The 15,902-nt window shown below is 55.0% G+C and carries 14 protein-coding genes, 1 tRNA gene and 1 pseudogene; 8 read left to right on the plus strand and 8 right to left on the minus strand.

Going from position 1 to position 15,902, the window contains the following annotated elements; all coding sequences use genetic code 11:
* Positions 1–7 precede the first annotated feature (7 nt).
* From kdsA to AC1PUL_RS21225, 4 genes are all read left to right on the plus strand, one after another.
* The gene (gene kdsA, locus AC1PUL_RS21210; protein ID WP_480465958.1) at positions 8–892 is read left to right on the plus strand and encodes a 3-deoxy-8-phosphooctulonate synthase; all 885 of its coding nucleotides are present in this window, start codon (positions 8–10) and stop codon (positions 890–892) included.
* Positions 873–1,304 (plus strand): CBS domain-containing protein, encoded by a 432-nt coding sequence (locus AC1PUL_RS21215; protein ID WP_480465959.1) that lies wholly within the window; start codon positions 873–875, stop codon positions 1,302–1,304. Before kdsA ends, AC1PUL_RS21215 begins: the two co-directional genes overlap by 20 nt.
* A gap of 131 nt (positions 1,305–1,435) precedes the next feature.
* On the plus strand, positions 1,436–2,260 hold the full coding sequence (locus AC1PUL_RS21220) for a class I SAM-dependent methyltransferase (RefSeq protein ID WP_480465960.1): 825 nt from the start codon (positions 1,436–1,438) through the stop codon (positions 2,258–2,260).
* The gene (locus tag AC1PUL_RS21225) at positions 2,257–3,129 is read left to right on the plus strand and encodes an FkbM family methyltransferase (protein ID WP_480465961.1); all 873 of its coding nucleotides are present in this window, start codon (positions 2,257–2,259) and stop codon (positions 3,127–3,129) included. Before AC1PUL_RS21220 ends, AC1PUL_RS21225 begins: the two co-directional genes overlap by 4 nt.
* On the opposite strand, the gene AC1PUL_RS21230 is transcribed toward AC1PUL_RS21225, so the two are convergent.
* Together AC1PUL_RS21230 and AC1PUL_RS21235 are read right to left on the minus strand one after the other, a co-directional pair.
* A complete protein-coding gene (locus AC1PUL_RS21230) occupies positions 3,126–3,998 on the minus strand; it encodes a class I SAM-dependent methyltransferase (protein WP_480465962.1) in 873 nt (290 codons plus the stop codon). The genes AC1PUL_RS21225 and AC1PUL_RS21230 overlap by 4 nt on opposite strands.
* Before the next feature lie 30 nt (positions 3,999–4,028).
* The gene (locus AC1PUL_RS21235; RefSeq protein ID WP_480465963.1) at positions 4,029–4,982 is read right to left on the minus strand and encodes a phytanoyl-CoA dioxygenase family protein; all 954 of its coding nucleotides are present in this window, start codon (positions 4,980–4,982) and stop codon (positions 4,029–4,031) included.
* Between the two features lie 484 nt (positions 4,983–5,466).
* Here AC1PUL_RS21235 and AC1PUL_RS21240 point away from each other — a divergent pair, with 484 nt between their 5' ends.
* Positions 5,467–7,008: a hypothetical protein gene (locus AC1PUL_RS21240; RefSeq protein WP_480465964.1), complete on the plus strand. Its 1,542-nt coding sequence runs from the start codon at positions 5,467–5,469 to the stop codon at positions 7,006–7,008.
* Between the two features lie 62 nt (positions 7,009–7,070).
* On the opposite strand, the gene AC1PUL_RS21245 is transcribed toward AC1PUL_RS21240, so the two are convergent.
* Genes AC1PUL_RS21245 through AC1PUL_RS21260 form a run of 4 tightly spaced genes read right to left on the minus strand, consistent with a single transcriptional unit; the run spans position 7,071 to position 10,186 of the window.
* Positions 7,071–7,850, minus strand: coding sequence for a cytidylyltransferase domain-containing protein (locus AC1PUL_RS21245; RefSeq protein WP_480465965.1), 780 nt, complete (start codon positions 7,848–7,850; stop codon positions 7,071–7,073).
* Positions 7,847–8,590, minus strand: a complete 744-nt coding sequence (locus tag AC1PUL_RS21250; RefSeq protein WP_480465966.1) for an SDR family NAD(P)-dependent oxidoreductase — start codon at positions 8,588–8,590, stop codon at positions 7,847–7,849. Before AC1PUL_RS21250 ends, AC1PUL_RS21245 begins: the two co-directional genes overlap by 4 nt.
* A 28-nt stretch (positions 8,591–8,618) precedes the next feature.
* Positions 8,619–9,395: an SDR family oxidoreductase gene (locus AC1PUL_RS21255; RefSeq protein WP_480465967.1), complete on the minus strand. Its 777-nt coding sequence runs from the start codon at positions 9,393–9,395 to the stop codon at positions 8,619–8,621.
* On the minus strand, positions 9,392–10,186 hold the full coding sequence (locus AC1PUL_RS21260) for an HpcH/HpaI aldolase family protein (RefSeq protein WP_480465968.1): 795 nt from the start codon (positions 10,184–10,186) through the stop codon (positions 9,392–9,394). The genes AC1PUL_RS21255 and AC1PUL_RS21260 overlap by 4 nt, the downstream gene beginning before the upstream one ends.
* Positions 10,187–10,328: 142 nt before the next feature.
* Between AC1PUL_RS21260 and AC1PUL_RS21265 the strand changes: the two are divergent.
* Positions 10,329–11,477 (plus strand): annotated as a pseudogene (locus AC1PUL_RS21265) (IS3 family transposase).
* A gap of 295 nt (positions 11,478–11,772) precedes the next feature.
* Here the strand turns inward: AC1PUL_RS21265 and AC1PUL_RS21270 are convergent.
* Both AC1PUL_RS21270 and kdgR read right to left on the minus strand, forming a co-directional pair.
* Positions 11,773–11,862, minus strand: a tRNA-Ser gene (locus AC1PUL_RS21270).
* Between the two features lie 450 nt (positions 11,863–12,312).
* Positions 12,313–13,146 carry a DNA-binding transcriptional regulator KdgR gene (gene kdgR, locus AC1PUL_RS21275; RefSeq protein ID WP_480465969.1) on the minus strand — a complete coding sequence of 278 codons (834 nt, stop codon included), beginning with the start codon at positions 13,144–13,146 and terminating at the stop codon, positions 12,313–12,315.
* Between the two features lie 204 nt (positions 13,147–13,350).
* Here kdgR and bglB point away from each other — a divergent pair, with 204 nt between their 5' ends.
* Both bglB and AC1PUL_RS21285 read left to right on the plus strand, forming a co-directional pair.
* Positions 13,351–14,469 carry a beta-galactosidase BglB gene (bglB, locus tag AC1PUL_RS21280; RefSeq protein WP_480465970.1) on the plus strand — a complete coding sequence of 373 codons (1,119 nt, stop codon included), beginning with the start codon at positions 13,351–13,353 and terminating at the stop codon, positions 14,467–14,469.
* A gap of 122 nt (positions 14,470–14,591) precedes the next feature.
* The gene (locus AC1PUL_RS21285; protein WP_480465971.1) at positions 14,592–15,878 is read left to right on the plus strand and encodes an ABC transporter substrate-binding protein; all 1,287 of its coding nucleotides are present in this window, start codon (positions 14,592–14,594) and stop codon (positions 15,876–15,878) included.
* Positions 15,879–15,902 lie beyond the last annotated feature (24 nt).

Raw genomic sequence — 15,902 nt, forward strand, 5'->3', positions numbered from 1 at the left:
CAAATTCATGACGAGACCAAAGAGTATTGAGATCGGATACGGAGACGTCAAGCGCGTCAAGATCGGCCGAGGCCTGCCTCTTGCCTATATCGGCGGGCCTTGTGCAATCGAGAGCAGGGATCACGCGCTGAAAATGGCGTCGGAGATTGCTAAGATTTGCGAACGTCTGGACATGCCGTGGATCTATAAATCTTGTTATGACAAGGATTGCCGGTCTTCCGCTGACAGCTTCCATGGGCTTGGCTTGGACGACGGTCTGCAAATACTGGCGGATGTCCGCAAGGAGTTCGGCGTACCCGTCGTTTCGGACTTCTCCGACGCAGCCTGGGCGAAAGCCACTGGTGAAGTTTGTGATCTGGTGCAGATTCCTGCTTATCTCTGCCGCCAAACCACCATCCTCAGGGCTGCCGCCGAGACAGGGCGGCCGGTTCACTTGAAGAAGGGCCAATTCATGAGCCCATGGAACATGAAAAACTCGGTCCGAAAGCTTGAGACATTCGGCTGCGATCAGGTTCTTCTGGCCGACCGCGGGACCTTCCTGGGCTACAATATGCTGGTTAATGATATGACCAGTTTCCCAATCATGGCCCAGACGGGATATCCGGTGTGTTTCGACGCGACGCACTCCATCCAGATGCCAACATCGATGGGCAACATTTCAGGCGGCCAGCGCGAGTTCATTCCGTATCTTGTGCGCGCTGCGGCTGGATGCGGCATCGACGCACTGTTCATGGAAACACATGACGATCCGGACAACGCCCTCTCCGATCCAAATACAGTCCTTGACATCCAGTATCTCGAAGTGGTGCTGGCCCAAGCGAAGGCGATGCATGAAATGAGGCTCGAACTCCTGGCCAAGTACGGAGAAGACAATGTCCACCCTCCCAAGTAAGAACATGACTGTCGCCGATGTGGCCTTGCCGCTTGGAAGATTTCCTGTACTGCGCGAGAATGCGTTTCTGAAAACAGCGCTGGAGGAAATGAGCAAGAGCCGGCTGGGCATTGTATGTGTCACTGATATTGAGGGTCGATTGGTCGGCATCCTCACCGATGGTGATGTGCGTCGGAAGCTGTTGACCGTACAGAAGCCGTTTTCTGCATTTTTTGGCGACGACATCATCGACCATGCGAAGCGCGGACCATCTACCGTCATGCCCGAGGACTCGCTGATCACCGCAGTGACATTGATGGAAGAGAAGCAGATATGGGATCTTCCGGTCGTCGATGCAGAAGGCATGCTGGTCGGCTTGCTGCACCTGCATCCTGTGGTGCAGGCATTGCTGGACAACAGCAGGCAAAGCTGAAATCGCATTGGAGCCCTGCTTCGTTGGGGCTCGGAACTGAGTACCGGAGCGGACGTCCGCCCTTATACAGAAAACCGAGACAGATTTTCCCCTGACTGGGGCACAAGCTGTTCGATCTCCTGAGAGCTGCGATGGCGCTGACCAAATATCTCGATCCTGCTCGATACCTCGCGTTCGTTCAGCGCCGATCTGCTCTTGCAAAATACGACTTGTCTGCTGTCCAGGCGGAAGAACAACAAAAATTCCGTACGCTTGGGCTCGACATCAGAGCAGGCCGCGAACGCCTTGACGCGATACTGTTGCCTCTTTCTGGCAAGCGCTTCGATCACGTCACCGGTACCGATTCTGTCCATTGGCTCCTGTTCGCCTGCCTCAGTTTGACGGATTGGGGCAGGCAGGTTCGCGATATCCTGGAGATTGGGACGTTTCGCGGCAAGACCACTGTGATCCTCAAGGACCTGTTTCCGCAGGCCAGCATCGTCACATGCGATCTGCCCGAGAACGATCCGATTCTCCAAAACTCCTATGGACGTGGAGACCCGGTTGCCCTCGCTGAATACAAGGCTACGCGCGACAAGCGGGTTCAGCAGCCCGGCATCAGGTTCATCGAGAAGAATTCGTTCTTCCTGCCGGCAGAAGCGCCGGGCCCCTATGACCTGATCTGGATGGATGCAGGTCATCTTTACCCGGAGGTAGCCTGGGACATGTGCAATGCGTGGCACATGTGCAGGCCCGGCGGAAAAATCTTGTGCGATGACATCTATCTGCACCCCAAAGGAAACGACGGATATGCGTCGTACGTCGGTCATGAGGTAATCGAGTATCTACGTGCACGAACAGGCGTAGAAGCAACTTACTTTATCAAGCGAGAAAACGCAGAGTGGAGCTCAATGCCTGTGAAACGAAAGTACGTCGCCGTTTTGACAAAGCTTGCAGCGTCGGAGCGGGTAGCATGACACTCGGTCGAATCGTTGATATTCTGGCTGCCACGCCCACTTCCATTACCGTTGCTCTGGACTCTTTGCTCGCAATTCTACGTTCCAGCTGGCGAGGCCGGGTTCGGGGTGCAGCCATCGAAACGCTGCTTCGTCAGCACCGTACAATTAGTCACAACGGTCTCAGTTTTTCAATTTTCACCCCGAACGCGATATGTGAGTATAGAGCACAGAGTTTCAGCTACAAAGAACCCGAGACCCTAAGGTGGATTGATGAATTCATTCGACCTCAGGTTATTTGGGACATCGGTGCCAATATTGGCTTATACTCGCTGTATGCAGCAAAACGGCATACAGAAGCTGTTGTCTATGCCTTCGAGCCATCATTCTTGAACTTGGAATTGCTTGCGAAAAACATTCACATTAATGGACTTGAAGATCGCGTTTGCATCGTTTCATGTCCAATATTCAGCATGACTGCAGAAGATCTTTTCCGCCTTCAGAGTGAAGATCGCGGCGGCGCACTTTCAGCGTTTGCAGTAGACTACGGTTACGACAACAAACCACTTGATCCATCGCTGACATACAAGACCCTAGGGGTCTCGATGAATGATATGGTTGAACACTTCAAACTACCACATCCTGACCACATCAAGATCGATGTGGACGGCGTGGAGCATCTTATTCTGCAGGGTGGCTCGAAAGTCCTTAGCGACCCTCGTTTAAAGTCAATACTTGTGGAGCTCAATGATGATTTCTCCGAACAGAAGAGTCTCGCCGAATCCCTGTTGACGGAAGCCGGCTTCAATTTGGCGGCGAAGTTGCGCTCTGAAAGCGAATTCGATGCAGCCGCTGGTCAGGTTTGGAACAATATCTGGGTCCGCTCCTAGCGGATCCGCTCCACCCAGAACGACGTCAATCGATGATCATCTCTCACATAGGGAAAGTGCTGCTTCAGCAGGCTTCCATGGTTGAGCTGCATATAGCGCGACGCCCACCGGACCGAGAATGAGGCGTTGAAAGCGAGGAACGCGTGAAGCATGTAGCTTTCGTTCCAGAACTGTCCGGAGCTTGCGGTCCAATCTTTCCAGTAATTTGTCGGAATGACGATATCGTGCCAATGTATGAGGCAGCCGACCTTGGTCTGCGGCACGATTTCGAGCATTTCGTAGTTAACATCGCTGCCGATCTTCGCCACGTGGCTTGAGTCGATGAAGACGATGTCCGCGTCCGCGAATTCACACGCCGGCACATTCTGGACAAGATCCGTTAACAATGCATAGTCCGGCCAGTGCGACTTCAACAAGAAATCTCTGGGATAGGGCTCAATGCAGGTAAACTTGCACGGATGCCCTTCTCTCCTGTTGGCCTCAACGGCACGCATGGCAATCAGCGTGCTGTCCCCACCGCCAATCTCGATGAATTTAGCTGGTTTCCGATGTCGAATTGTCGCGTAGAGGGCGAAGGCGTCCAGGAGAGACAGACCGCCGTTCGGCACTGGGACAAATTCGTCGGCATATCGGAGCAGAACGTCGTCGAACCAGGACATCTGACCCGTCTCGTTCATATCCACACCCGCCATCGAGAACTGCTGCTGATAGATCTCGGCTGGAAGATCCTTCACCGACGGAATGGGCGAATAATAGTTGTTCGCCGTGAGATGCAGTTCGAGATGACGTTCCAGGAAGTGAAACAGGGTCCGAGCAACCCTGCGCGCGACCCGGGCCTTTAACCCGTCCGCTGAAAAGCTCGATGTCATTGGCGTCTCCTGTAGCCGCGGTCGGATCCGTTACTGGATAACGTTGGCTGCGGGAATGTAACGCTTCTGCATCCGCGTCAAGGCGTCGAAGGTTTCACGACCGACCTTGTAAAGCGGGGCTCGGTTGACCATCGCAATCGGCGGTACGAAAGTGGAATATCCCAGATCGCGGTAGCCTTCTTCGGGAATCCCAGCCTTGTGAAGACCACGTGTGTCTTCCAGAATTATGGTGCCTGCAGGTACAACGCTGATGATCTCACGACCACTGTCGGGCGGATAAACCGCATGGATCTCTTCGTCGGAATAATAGATCTTGCCGTCGATACGACGGTCGCGCACTGATCCTGCTATGTAATGATGCGGTCCGGTCTTCAATGTGCAGTCGGACAAGAAGACGAAAGCCTTGAGAAGATGCGTCTCGTGATTTCTGTCGCGATGCCAAGCATGATTCATGACAGCAAACCGCGCCGGGAAATTTCGCCGAATGTAGGCCTCGACCAATTCAGGCACGAAGCCAAAATACGCCTCGATGATCGGCAGTATGTTTGGATCCAGCCACAGGTCAAACCAGTCGAAAGTATCCGGCAACTTCGTCGTCAAGGTAGACGGAGCGAAATCGCTAACGGCCTGATCATAGGACGTAACGTCAGACCGATCGAACGCCAAACCTCTCTTCGCCAGTGCCTGAGGCGTTGCCAGGAAATTGTCCTTGATGAGATCAGCATCTCTCACCGGGTCAATAAGCGACTGCGCAAGCGTCGGAAACTCGAAATCGAGTTCCGTTTCGACGCGGTGCCGGTAGTCGGCCTGCAGTCGCTTGAGCTTCTCAGTGCCAACGAGGTGGGAAAAGGTAACATAACCATGCTGCTTAAGGTGCTCCAGCTGAGATCTTTGTTCTCCATTCAACCCTTTCGAATCAGCCCGCCGGCCGATACGGGCCACCTTTTCCAAGGTTTCACGAATAAGCGCTGACGGTTCGATCATGGGCGGCTCCTTTGCAGTCTTCGGATCACTAAGTCGCTGATGTAGAAGGTAAAAATTCTATTGTATCGGTACTGTAATTCATCTAGCTGAAATTCGCTATAGGCGGTCCAGTCAAAGCTACAATTTTGAGCCGTTCCATTCAGGTGGCCGGCTGCTCGCTATGCGAACATCTATGATTCACTGATCTCCCGTTCGTATTCGGTGCAGCAAACTCAGTGATAAACATTCCTCCGGAAAAACTCGACAACTTGACCGCACATGGCCGATTGGGTGTTTCATCTGTGTCACTTAACCGTTAAGCGTGCGATAGCTCTACGAGAGGTTTCAAACGCTCTAAGTGAGGCTTGGAAGGTCGCCGTACAACATCGATCATCTCTTAGATGCTGACAATTGATGCGTGTGCCCATAAGGCGCAGAAGCTGCCCGATGGGGCATTCGACTTGGTCTAGGTTGGATACTGCTTACTAAGGAAGTGCAAATCCCTATGCTTATCCGTGAAATATTCAGATCACCAAGACCATTCACATACATCTCCAGTGATCTGTTTCTCGCGCATGCAGTAGTCACTGCCGTTGCAGCTGCGGTGCTTGGTCCATCGACGTTTCTGTCATGGACAGGATTGACGATGATGGTGGCTCTAGATGTTGTCGTCTACGTTTCGTTGCGGACGGCAAACCAGGCTGTTGCCCCAATTCTGCTTACGACTGCCTGGTTTATATTACTGTTCTTTTTGCCTCGATTGACAGCCTTTCAGCTCTTTCCAGCCAATCGCGTTACCTTCGTCGCTCTCGAACCATTCTCACAAACTGAGTTAACCAAGGCTCTTGCGTTCATCGTAATTGGATACGCGGCGATTTGGACTGGTTTACATCTGGCCTCGCGACTGTTTCCCGACGTGCCTAAGTCACCGAACAACCGACTGCCGATAGTCGGCATCTTTGGCTATTCCCTGCTGGCCTTGCTCGCCAGCCTTTACGTCAACTTCTATCTTAACGTCAGTGTCTACTCCCTTGATCCTCAACAGTGGGGATCTCGCTCTGGCTGGATTGCAATTGTCTTTAACATCGATGTCGCACTCGTAGCATCGATCACTTGGCTCCTGCTCCACACGAACAGCCCAAACAAAGTGCGCTTGCTCGCCTACCTGATTATCGTGATTTGTTTAGCGCTATCTTTGGTGACCGGATCTCGTGGCGGCGGACTTCGGATTATGCTGATTATCGGACTGGCGGCAGTTGCGATATACGGCAACCCGATAACCACACTGAATCGTGTCTTGGCAATTGTGATCATCTCGCTTTTTGTCAGTTCGGCACTGTACCCTTTGGGTACGTATCTCCGTTTGATTCCATCAAATGGAGATAACGCGAAAAGCGCTTTGACCGAACAATGGTTTCGCGCAAGCTCCTCAAATGAGCGAGCTGATCTCAGCGAGATACGGAAAGTCTGGAGTCGGTCACAGCTGGCTAACAATGTTGCCTTGGTAACGTCACCGGTGATCACCCGTCTCGGGCTTATTGACTATCCTCTTACAATTATCAACAGGTCACCTAATGAAGCCGCAGTAAACCGATTTTTGTCCGTAAGCTACGGACTTAAGAATTTTGCCAACAACATGGTGCCGGGTGAAATATTCTCCGGATATGACATCATGACATCTCGAGTCTTCAATATGGTATATAGAGGCTACGATGAAAAACACATCCGTTCGTACTTCTTAAGCGAACCGTGGACCTTATGGGGATACGGTTGGCTCAAGGGGGGGGCTATAGGGGGATTAGTGATAATGGTCCTACTATCGGCCGCCCTACAGGTCTGCTACGGGCTTCTGCAGCGGCTTAGTGGCCCCACGATCCACTATACGTCAACCCTATACCTGTTCATTACGGTAGTCGGCGGCGGTCTGCAGTTGTTCGGTCTTGATCATGCGCTTACAATTACCGCGCATTTCGCCATCGCTTTATGCGCTATGTATGCAATCTGTGCTGTGCTTTCATATGGCCTACGCTCTGGACAAGCGGCCTAACCAGACTGGCCTCCCAACGAGGCTTTGATTGACTACTGCCTAGATGAGAAGCATGCCCAGGATCAGCTGGCAAGAACACGCAACAATAACCCTTGCTGTTCGGCATCGAGACGAATGGCTTGCTCAACGATTTCGGCCTCGTGAGGTTCGTTCACCGACGGCAGTGCGACGTCAACTGGAACGGAGATCAGGCGCCGGCCAGTTTCAATGATACGCATCTGCTCGATGGATTCATGCGTCTCGACAACGGAAGGGGCAGCATTGGCCACCGCAAGAAGCGTCTCACGAGTAAACGCGAACAGGCCCAGGATCTTCCGGATATAGTTGATCTGCTGTTCGAAGGGCGCCGTCGAAGGTGTCCTGCGAAAGCAATAGAGGATGTCATCTTGACGTCCGACAGCACATTTGACGAATGAGTGTCTGTCGAGTTCACTTTCCTCTCGGATGTCACCCGTCGCGTTCCAGGCATCGGCACTAACACCGGAGGTCATCGCGTTCACAAGCGCATTGACATGCCGAGGTAGCAGCAAAGGCTCGTCACCCTGCAGCAGGATCACATGGGTGGCGTCCAGTTGCTCGACGGCTTCAGCGACACGAGAGGTACCATTTCGGTGGTGCGATCCGGTTCGGATCACATCGCCCCCGCTGGCCGAAACGACATCTGCAATCTCATCATCGCATGTTGCAACGTATACGGCGTCCAGACCCTCGGCCATCAGAGCCCTGCGTCGGACATGCTCGATCATCGGCACGCCAGCAAATGGAAAGAGAATCTTCCGCGGGAACCGCACGGAGGCGAGATGCGCCGGAATGACACCGATAATCTTAGGAGCGCCACTCATTGAGGCAAAACCCCGCAATCCACATTGATACTTTGGCCCGTAACTGCCGATGCAGCATCAGAGGCTAGATAGAGCGCCATTCCAGCAACTTCAGCACCGGTCGGCAAACGCTGAAGCGCGCTCTGGGTGGCTGCAAAGCTACTAAGAAACGTATCAGGGTCACCCTTGGCCGGCGAGCGGGCATCTCTCAACGCGTCGATCAAGCCTTCGGTCCGGACCAACACAGGGCAGATTGCATTGATACGGATACCCTTGGGTCCAAGCTCCTTAGCAAGGGACTGTGTGAGCCCGGTTATTCCGAACTTGGCAGCGCAATAAGCGGAATTGTTGGGCGTTCCGCGTTTGGCCGCAAGTGATGAGATGTTGATGATGCTTCCGCCAGATCCCAGTGCTGAAGCCGCATGCTTGCAGCCCCAGAATGCGCCTTTCAGGTTAACCGCCAGCATGTCATCCAGGAAGGTGTCGTCAATTGCTTCAATTGGACGCCAGGCAGAAACCCCGGCGTTGTTGATATAACAGTCAACGCGCCCGGTGGCACGCAGGGCTTCAGCAACAAGGTTGGCATGACCCTGCTCGTATCGTGCATCCATTTGGACAAAATTGATGTTTGACGAGAGGGTAGCGACCCCACTTTCTGACCGGGCACCGACAAATACACGAAAGCCGGCCTCTGCGAACGCGATCGCGAGGTCACGACCGATTCCGCGGCTGCCACCGGTAATACAGACTGTCTTGCTCATCGCAAAATCATCCCAAAGCCGTTCAGTGTCAGATCGTCATGGCGGAAAAGCCGCCATCGACTGCAATCTCAGCGCCTGTCACAAATTCTGATGCATCCGAAGCGAGCCAGATCAGCGCACCAACCAGTTCCGAGACGTCGCCGTATCGACCCATGGGCGTGTGGCCCAGTATTGCCGCTTCACGCTCGGGCGTGATGAAGTTCTTACGGTTCCATTCCGTCGGAAAGAAGCCGGGCCGGATCGCATTCACGCGTACGTTCTTGGTGGCCCATTCGCGGCCTAGATTCTGAGTGAGATTCTTGATGCCAGCTTTCGCGACTGAATAAGCAAACGCCTTGGAAAGCGGCGGGCCGGAAGACGCGGAGGAGATATTGATGATCGATCCGCCACCATTCTCCAACATATGAGCCCCAAATACCTGGCAGCTTAGGAAGGTGGAATTGATCTGGCTGTCGAGAACCGCTTTCCAATCGTCGATGGTAATGTCCAAGAACGGCGTGGGCGCGTTTGTACCGGCTCCATTCACTGCGATCCTGACTGGACCGAACAGTTCTACTGTTTCATCCAGGCACGCCTGAAGTTGCTCCTTGTTGGTAGCGTCGCATGCCAAACCCACGGCTACACCTCCCGCGGCCTTGATCTGGTCCGCGACGGCGTCAGCCTTGTCCTTACGAATATCGAGAACGGCGACCTTGCAGCCGGCGAGGCCAAGGGCACGAGACATCTCACCGATGAGGTGCCCACCTGCTCCAGTTAGGATTGCTGCCCGCCCCTCGATACCGAAAATCTGTTCAATAAAGCTCATACCTTGACGTCCTTCATGAGGCTGCGCATGCCTTCTGCCCATTTTGTGAGGATAAACAGATCCGAGCCAAGGATTACGAACGTGAAGCCCTGTTCAAAAGCATCCTTGATGCGCGCTTCGGTCACATCTGCTATTTGTGTGCAGCAACTCTTACCAGCCCGCGCCGCAGCCTCCACAACCTTTCGGCCTGCTTCCCGGACCTTGGGATGATTGGTTTGTCCCGGAACACCAAGACTGCCGGAGATGTCGTAGGGGCCAACCATCACGCCGTCCACTTCTGGAAAGGCCAGCAACTCATCGATATTCTCGACAGCCGTGATGCTTTCGATCTGCAGTATCAGGCAAGAGCTGTCATTCCATTCGTTGATGTAACGGTCGAAATCCAGGCCGTATCCATGCGCTCGATTCACGCCGTAGGAGCGCCTGCCGATTGGCGGAAATTTGGTATTGTCAATCAAGGTTCGAACCTGATCAGCGGTTTCGACCATCTGTATGAACAATCCATCCGCGCCTGCCTCCAGAAGAGGCTTCAGGATGTCGTTCGAATGGCTCACCGGTCTTGGAAAGCAGCAGGCTCCCTCGGCCTGCGCCGAGATGATGATTCGCTTGGCTTCTTCGAGCGAGAGGGTCGTATGCTCCATGTCAATCGCAATGAAATCGAACCCAGCTTTCGCAAAGGTTTCGGTGATAGACGTGTCGGCATAAGAGACCCATCCACCGAAGATCCGTTCCCGAGCTGCGAGTTTTGCTTTCAGCGCTTTTCGGCGGTTCAGCCTATCATCGTACGACATGGTAGAATCCTTTAAAATTGAGGTCACCTCCTAGCTTCTGCGCTCACGAAACTCAAGTCAAAGCTGTCTTGCTTCTCCTGGTTCCCCATGTGACGGTAGTCCCCGCCGGGAAGCGGCTTCAAAAGTAGAATTTTCTTGGCCAATGCTCCTGGAGATTTTATTAAAGAAATTAAAGAAGAGCCGATTTGCCGAAGGCCAGATCATGGCTGTGCTACTCCAAACGGAAAGCGGGAACCCCGTACCTCGGCCTTACCGGGATCACGGCATCAGCAGTGTGAGTTTTTACAAGTGGCCGGCAACATTGGGGGTACGGACGTCTCGACCGTGAGCCAGATTGAGGCCCTTTAGGACGAAAACCGACAATCTGAGCGGATTTATGCCGATTTGAGCATGCAGGCCGACCTGTTGAAGGAGGCTCACGGAAAAAAACGAAGCGGCCATCCCCTGGCTGACAAGGGAATGCGTGCATTCGCCATAAGTCTCAGGGCCGAGACCTGGCCGATAAAGTTGTGACGCAACGCGGTGTGAGTATCGCGCTGGCTTGCAGGAGGTTTGGCGTCAGCGAGACTTTTGATCGGTATATCCCAAAGCGCAATGCCGATAACGATCAGATCGTCGATCTGCTGCTGTGGGGATTGTAGAGTTGAAGAAGACTTGGGGCTTTGGCCTATGTTTCCCGCATCTGCGCCATGTTCGAGGCTTTCACTGGAACCACAAACTAGTCTGCCGCATCTACCGGCAGCTTGAACTGCACCTGAGGATCAAGCCCCGGCGGCGGCTGAAGCGCGAGAAGCCAGGGGGACTTGTGGTGCCCCATGCACGGAACGTGGTCTGGTCGATGGACTTCATGGTGGATCGCCTGGCAGACGGTCGCCAGTTCAGCCTCCTGAACGTGTTGGACGACTAACCGAGAGGGACTGGGGATCGAGGTTGACTTCTCACTACCTGCCGAGCGGGTCGTGCGCAGCCTCAACCAGATCATCGAATGGCGGGGCAAGCCACCGGCGATCAGGGTCGATAACGAGCCCGAATACGTCAGTTCGATGCTGGTCGAATGGTAGAGAAGCAAGGGATCGCATTGAACTACATCCCCGGCAAGCCTCAGCAGAACGCCTATGTCGTGCGCCACAACCGAACTGTTCGGCATGAATGGCTCGATCTGTATACTTTTGACAGCATAACGGAGGTGCAGGAGATCGCCACGGAATGGCTTTGGACGCATAACCACGAACGGCCCGACATGGGCATTGGCGGCATCACACCCGCTCAGAAAATGAAAATGGCCGCGTGAATTCTACCGCTGAACCCCTCAAAACGGGAAGGATTACCTATGAGCAAATAGCTGGTCGAGACGTGTGACAAGGAGCCGACAGATTGTAGCAGCCTGTCCAGTGGAGACCCTGCCGAGATTTAGACGTATTGGACACGTGCCAAGCCTAGGTACGAGACACGCGGGGGCAAGCGTTTAAATCTAAAGCAGTCGAGGTCACGTGTATAGTATAGTATATGTAAAGCCCGGGTGCATGAGCGGGTACGGACCAAGGCAGGAGCTTTTGAAAGTCGGATGAAATCAACGGCGCGAATTTTGGCGGAGAGGGTGGGATTCGAACCCACGATACCCTTGCGAGTATGCCGCATTTCGAGTGCGGTGCTTTCGACCACTCAGCCACCTCTCCGGTCACACTGGTCGGCGCTCTGGGGCGCGGGCTGTCTCTTAGCGGCAAGTTATCGCCCATGCAAGTGTGAATCTGACCGATTGTCGGCTGAGGTTTGAAAACCGGCGCTGCTATGTTCTTTATGGCGCTGAAACGGCCTGTTCAGCTGCTGGCTTGTTAGATTTCCCTGGCCTGGGCATGGATATGTGGGGTGGTCGTGATATGGGGGCGCTGCAGACACCATTCCTCGGGCGCGGGTGGTCGTTGTGGGGGGCAGGGGCGTCGCTATCTGGATCGCGGCAAAACCATGTTTCCCGCAGGATTCCCATGGCTGGGCAGCAGATCCCCTCGATTAGATCACGAGAGACGTTCGCCGTCGGATTGGAGGGAAATGTCAATTGCGCTGTCGCGGATCAAGCCGGACTGCAACTGAAATATCGCTCGGCGAGGCAGGTGGGTGTCTCTCTGGCGTTACCCTGGGCTGCCTGTCCCGGATCCTGTGACCTTCAGAACACTGCAGCCAAGGGCCGCGGATGCGGAGGCGCTAGCCTCCTTCAGGAGCTGGACGTATTCGAGCCGCCGTGCCTCGTCGAACCGGAACAGCGGAAACGAAATCGACATGGCAGCAACGGGTTTGCCCAGATAGTTGAAGATCGGGATTGCCATGCATCTCACGCCTGCTTCGCTTTCTTCCACTTCTTCGGCGAAGCCCTGATGTCTGGCCTCGTGCAATGCCAGCATCAGCCTATCGATGTCGGTGATCGTCCGGGGCGCGTGTTTTGTCAGTTCGGTTTTGGACAGCCTCTCCCGGATTTCCTCATCATCACGCCAGGCGAGAAGCGCTTTGCCAAGCGAGGTGCTGTGAAGTGGATTGCGCAACCCGAGCGTCGATTTCATCGACAGATTATAGGCTGAATCATATTTGTGGATGTAGACCACGCGCTGGTCGCGATCATCGAGAATGCCGAGATTGATCGATTCCCCCGTGGCGCGAGATAGCTTGCCCATGGCCTGATCTGCCACGCGCAGCAGCTCGGTCTGCTCCGTCAGAGAACGAGCCCCCAGGCTGAACAGCTTCAGTGTCAACCCGTACTTTTCGGTTTCCGGATCCTGTTCGACGTAGCCAAGCTCGACCATCGTCTGCAGAAGGCGGTGGGCGGTGGTCTTTGATGTCATGGCTCTTTGTGCCAGATCCGCCAAACCCATTCGTTTGTCTTCGACAAGCGCTTCGATCACCGCGAACACTTTGAGCACGGCGGCGACATTCTCTGATTTCGGCTCTGGTTTGAGGTGATTATCGGACATAGACATTCTGCATTTTTCGGAATTGTATTCTGGATTTTTCGGTCAACCGTGTCAATATGCGCGCCAGGCTCGCACAGCGACGATCGAACTCGCTTCTGGGTTTGAATAGTGATCCCAAAATTGCGTGTTGAAAAGTCTTTAGGAGTGTGATTTCTTAATTTCCGGAATTCAATTCCGAAAAAAATTCATTAGGATCTCGACCGAATGCATCCGCTCCTGCAGCAAAAACCCCATATCCTGGAGCGAAACGCGGTCTGTGAGCACATAGACCGTCTGGCCCGAAATCTCGTGAACATCGAGGACAAAACCGGCGAGTTCCTGCTGCGTCTGGACGATGGTCGCGTCATCGACACCAAGGGCTGGGCCGGTTGGGAATGGACCCATGGGATCGGCCTCTATGGCCTGTTGAAATACTGGCAGCTCACCGGCAATGACGAGGCGATGGCAATCATCCGCGCGTGGTTCGATGCGCGGCTTGCCGAGGGAACGCCGACGAAGAACATCAACACGGTGGCGCCGTTCCTGACACTTGCACATCTCTATGAAATTTCACCCCAGCCACAGTGGCGGGCCTATCTCGAAACCTGGGCCGAATGGGTGATGTACGAAATGCCAAGGACCCGTGAAGGCGGCCTGCAGCACATCGTCTACAACAGCGTCAACGACCAGCAGATGTGGGACGACACGCTGATGATGAGCGTTCTGCCGCTGGCCAAGATCGGCCTGGTGCTTGATCGTCCGGAGTTTGTCGAAGAAGCCAAGTATCAGTTTCTGGTGCATGCGCAGTATCTGATGGATACTGAGACGGGCCTCTGGTTCCACGGCTGGACCTTCGACGGCAATCACAACTTCGCCCGTGCCCGCTGGGCACGCGGCAATAGCTGGGTGACGATCGCCATTCCCGAATTCATCGAGCTACTCGGACTGGCCGAGACCGATCCGCTGCGTCGGCATCTGATCTCCGTCCTGTCCCGGCAGGCAGAGACACTGAAAGAGTACCAGGATGTGTCAGGTCTCTGGCATACGCTGATCGATGACCGTTCCAGCTATCTCGAGGCCTCGGCCACCGCAGGTTTTGCCTATGGCCTCATGAAGGCGGTGCGCAAGCGCTACCTGGATAAAAGCCATCTGCCTGTTGCCGAGCGCGCCATGAAGGCTGTCATCGACAATATCAGCGCCGATGGTGAGTTGCAGCAGGTCTCCTTCGGGACGGCCATGGGCAGTGACCTCGATTTCTACCGGCAGATCAAACGCACAGCCATGCCCTACGGGCAGGCCATGGCGATGTTCTGCCTGACCGAACTTCTGCGCAGCCACATCTGAGCGGCGCAGAATGAAGACGACGGTGGATCTGCCTGGAGGAGGCGGTTTGCCGGCGAAGCAGACATCAGTGACACCGGACGGGCGCGTGATCGCGAACCCGTCAGTCTCAGGAGGAGGAGATCATGACAATACTGACGAGACGCAGCATGCTGGGAGCCATGGGGGCCGTCGCCGCCACCTCGCTCCTTCCCGCCCTGCCGGCCTTTGCCAATACCCGGACCATCCGGCACTATTGGTGGGGCAACCCCGAACGCGACAAGCGCACTTTTGCCGTCATCGACGCCTTCCAGAAGAAGAACCCGGGCATTGCGGTCTCCGGCGAAACCATCGGTTGGGGTGACTATTGGACGAAGATGGCAACGCAGACCGCCGGCCGCAACATGGCCGACCTCGTCCAGATGGACTATCGCTATCTGTTCGAATACGTCAGGCGTGGCGCCCTGCAGCCGCTCGATCCGCATATCGGCAAGACCCTGATGATCGCCGATTTCGACGAGGGCCCCATCTCCGGCGGCAAGGTCGACGGGCAGCTTTTCGCCCTCAATATCGGCTCCAACAGCCAGGTCATGGTCCACAATACACGGGTGTTCCAGGAGGCCGGCATCGATGCCGACCTGATCAACTGGACCTGGGACGACTTCGCTTCCGCCTGCGAAAAGATCACCAGCAAGACCGGCGGCACCGTCAGGGGTTCTGACGATATGTCTCTGCAGATCGAGGTGTTCGAGTCCTGGGCACGTCAGAACGGCCGCGAATTCTATGATGCCGAAGGCAAGGTTGCCGTCACCGCAGACGACGTCGCCGGCTATTGGCAGTATTGGGCAGACCTGCGCAAGGCCGGCGTGGTGCGTGACAAGGATCGGACCCTGACGCTCGATGCGCCGATCGTCGAAATGGGTGTTCCTGTCGGCGATACCGCCGTCTCGCATTTCTGGTCCAACCAGCTCGTCGGTATCCAGGCGGCTGCCAAGGACAAGATCGGCGCGGCCATGGTTCCGCACAAGGCAGGTGGCGGCCAGCCCGGCCAGTTCATCAAGCCGTCGATGTTCATGTCCTTGAGCCGTGACGCCAAGGATGTCGATGCCGCTATCGCCTACATGAATGCCTGGGTCAATGATCCCGAGATTACCGGCATCCTTGGTCTGGAACGCGGCATCCCGGCATCGCCGAAGGTGCGCGAAGCGCTGCAGCCCAACCTGACCGAAGTCGAGAAGCTCTCCGTCGACTACTTCGAAGCCATCGCAGGCAAGGTAGGCCCGCTTCCGCCTCCGGCGCCAAAGGGCGCTGGCGAAGTGCGCGATGCCTTCATGCGCATCGGATCTGAAGTGGTGCTCGGCAACATGGAAGCCAAGGACGCGGCGGCTGTCTTCGTCGAGGACGCCCAGGCCATCGTCGAACGGGCGCTTTGACCGCTCCTTAGCCCAAGGTCCCGG

Source organism: Rhizobium sp. P43, from assembly GCF_056730705.1.

Excerpts from the sequence above, each read along its gene's own strand:
- AC1PUL_RS21250 (WP_480465966.1), bottom strand. The coding sequence starts at position 8,590 with ATGAGCAAGACAGTCTGTATTACCGGTGGCAGCCGCGGAATCGGTCGT.
- AC1PUL_RS21240 (WP_480465964.1), top strand. The coding sequence starts at position 5,467 with ATGCTTATCCGTGAAATATTCAGATCACCAAGACCATTCACATACATC.
- AC1PUL_RS21220 (WP_480465960.1), top strand. The coding sequence starts at position 1,436 with ATGGCGCTGACCAAATATCTCGATCCTGCTCGATACCTCGCGTTCGTT.
- bglB (WP_480465970.1), top strand. The coding sequence starts at position 13,351 with ATGCATCCGCTCCTGCAGCAAAAACCCCATATCCTGGAGCGAAACGCG.
- AC1PUL_RS21285 (WP_480465971.1), top strand. The coding sequence starts at position 14,592 with ATGACAATACTGACGAGACGCAGCATGCTGGGAGCCATGGGGGCCGTC.
- kdsA (WP_480465958.1), top strand. The coding sequence starts at position 8 with ATGACGAGACCAAAGAGTATTGAGATCGGATACGGAGACGTCAAGCGC.
- AC1PUL_RS21215 (WP_480465959.1), top strand. The coding sequence starts at position 873 with ATGTCCACCCTCCCAAGTAAGAACATGACTGTCGCCGATGTGGCCTTG.
- AC1PUL_RS21255 (WP_480465967.1), bottom strand. The coding sequence starts at position 9,395 with ATGAGCTTTATTGAACAGATTTTCGGTATCGAGGGGCGGGCAGCAATC.
- AC1PUL_RS21260 (WP_480465968.1), bottom strand. The coding sequence starts at position 10,186 with ATGTCGTACGATGATAGGCTGAACCGCCGAAAAGCGCTGAAAGCAAAA.
- AC1PUL_RS21225 (WP_480465961.1), top strand. The coding sequence starts at position 2,257 with ATGACACTCGGTCGAATCGTTGATATTCTGGCTGCCACGCCCACTTCC.
- AC1PUL_RS21245 (WP_480465965.1), bottom strand. The coding sequence starts at position 7,850 with ATGAGTGGCGCTCCTAAGATTATCGGTGTCATTCCGGCGCATCTCGCC.
- AC1PUL_RS21235 (WP_480465963.1), bottom strand. The coding sequence starts at position 4,982 with ATGATCGAACCGTCAGCGCTTATTCGTGAAACCTTGGAAAAGGTGGCC.
- kdgR (WP_480465969.1), bottom strand. The coding sequence starts at position 13,146 with ATGTCCGATAATCACCTCAAACCAGAGCCGAAATCAGAGAATGTCGCC.
- AC1PUL_RS21230 (WP_480465962.1), bottom strand. The coding sequence starts at position 3,998 with ATGACATCGAGCTTTTCAGCGGACGGGTTAAAGGCCCGGGTCGCGCGC.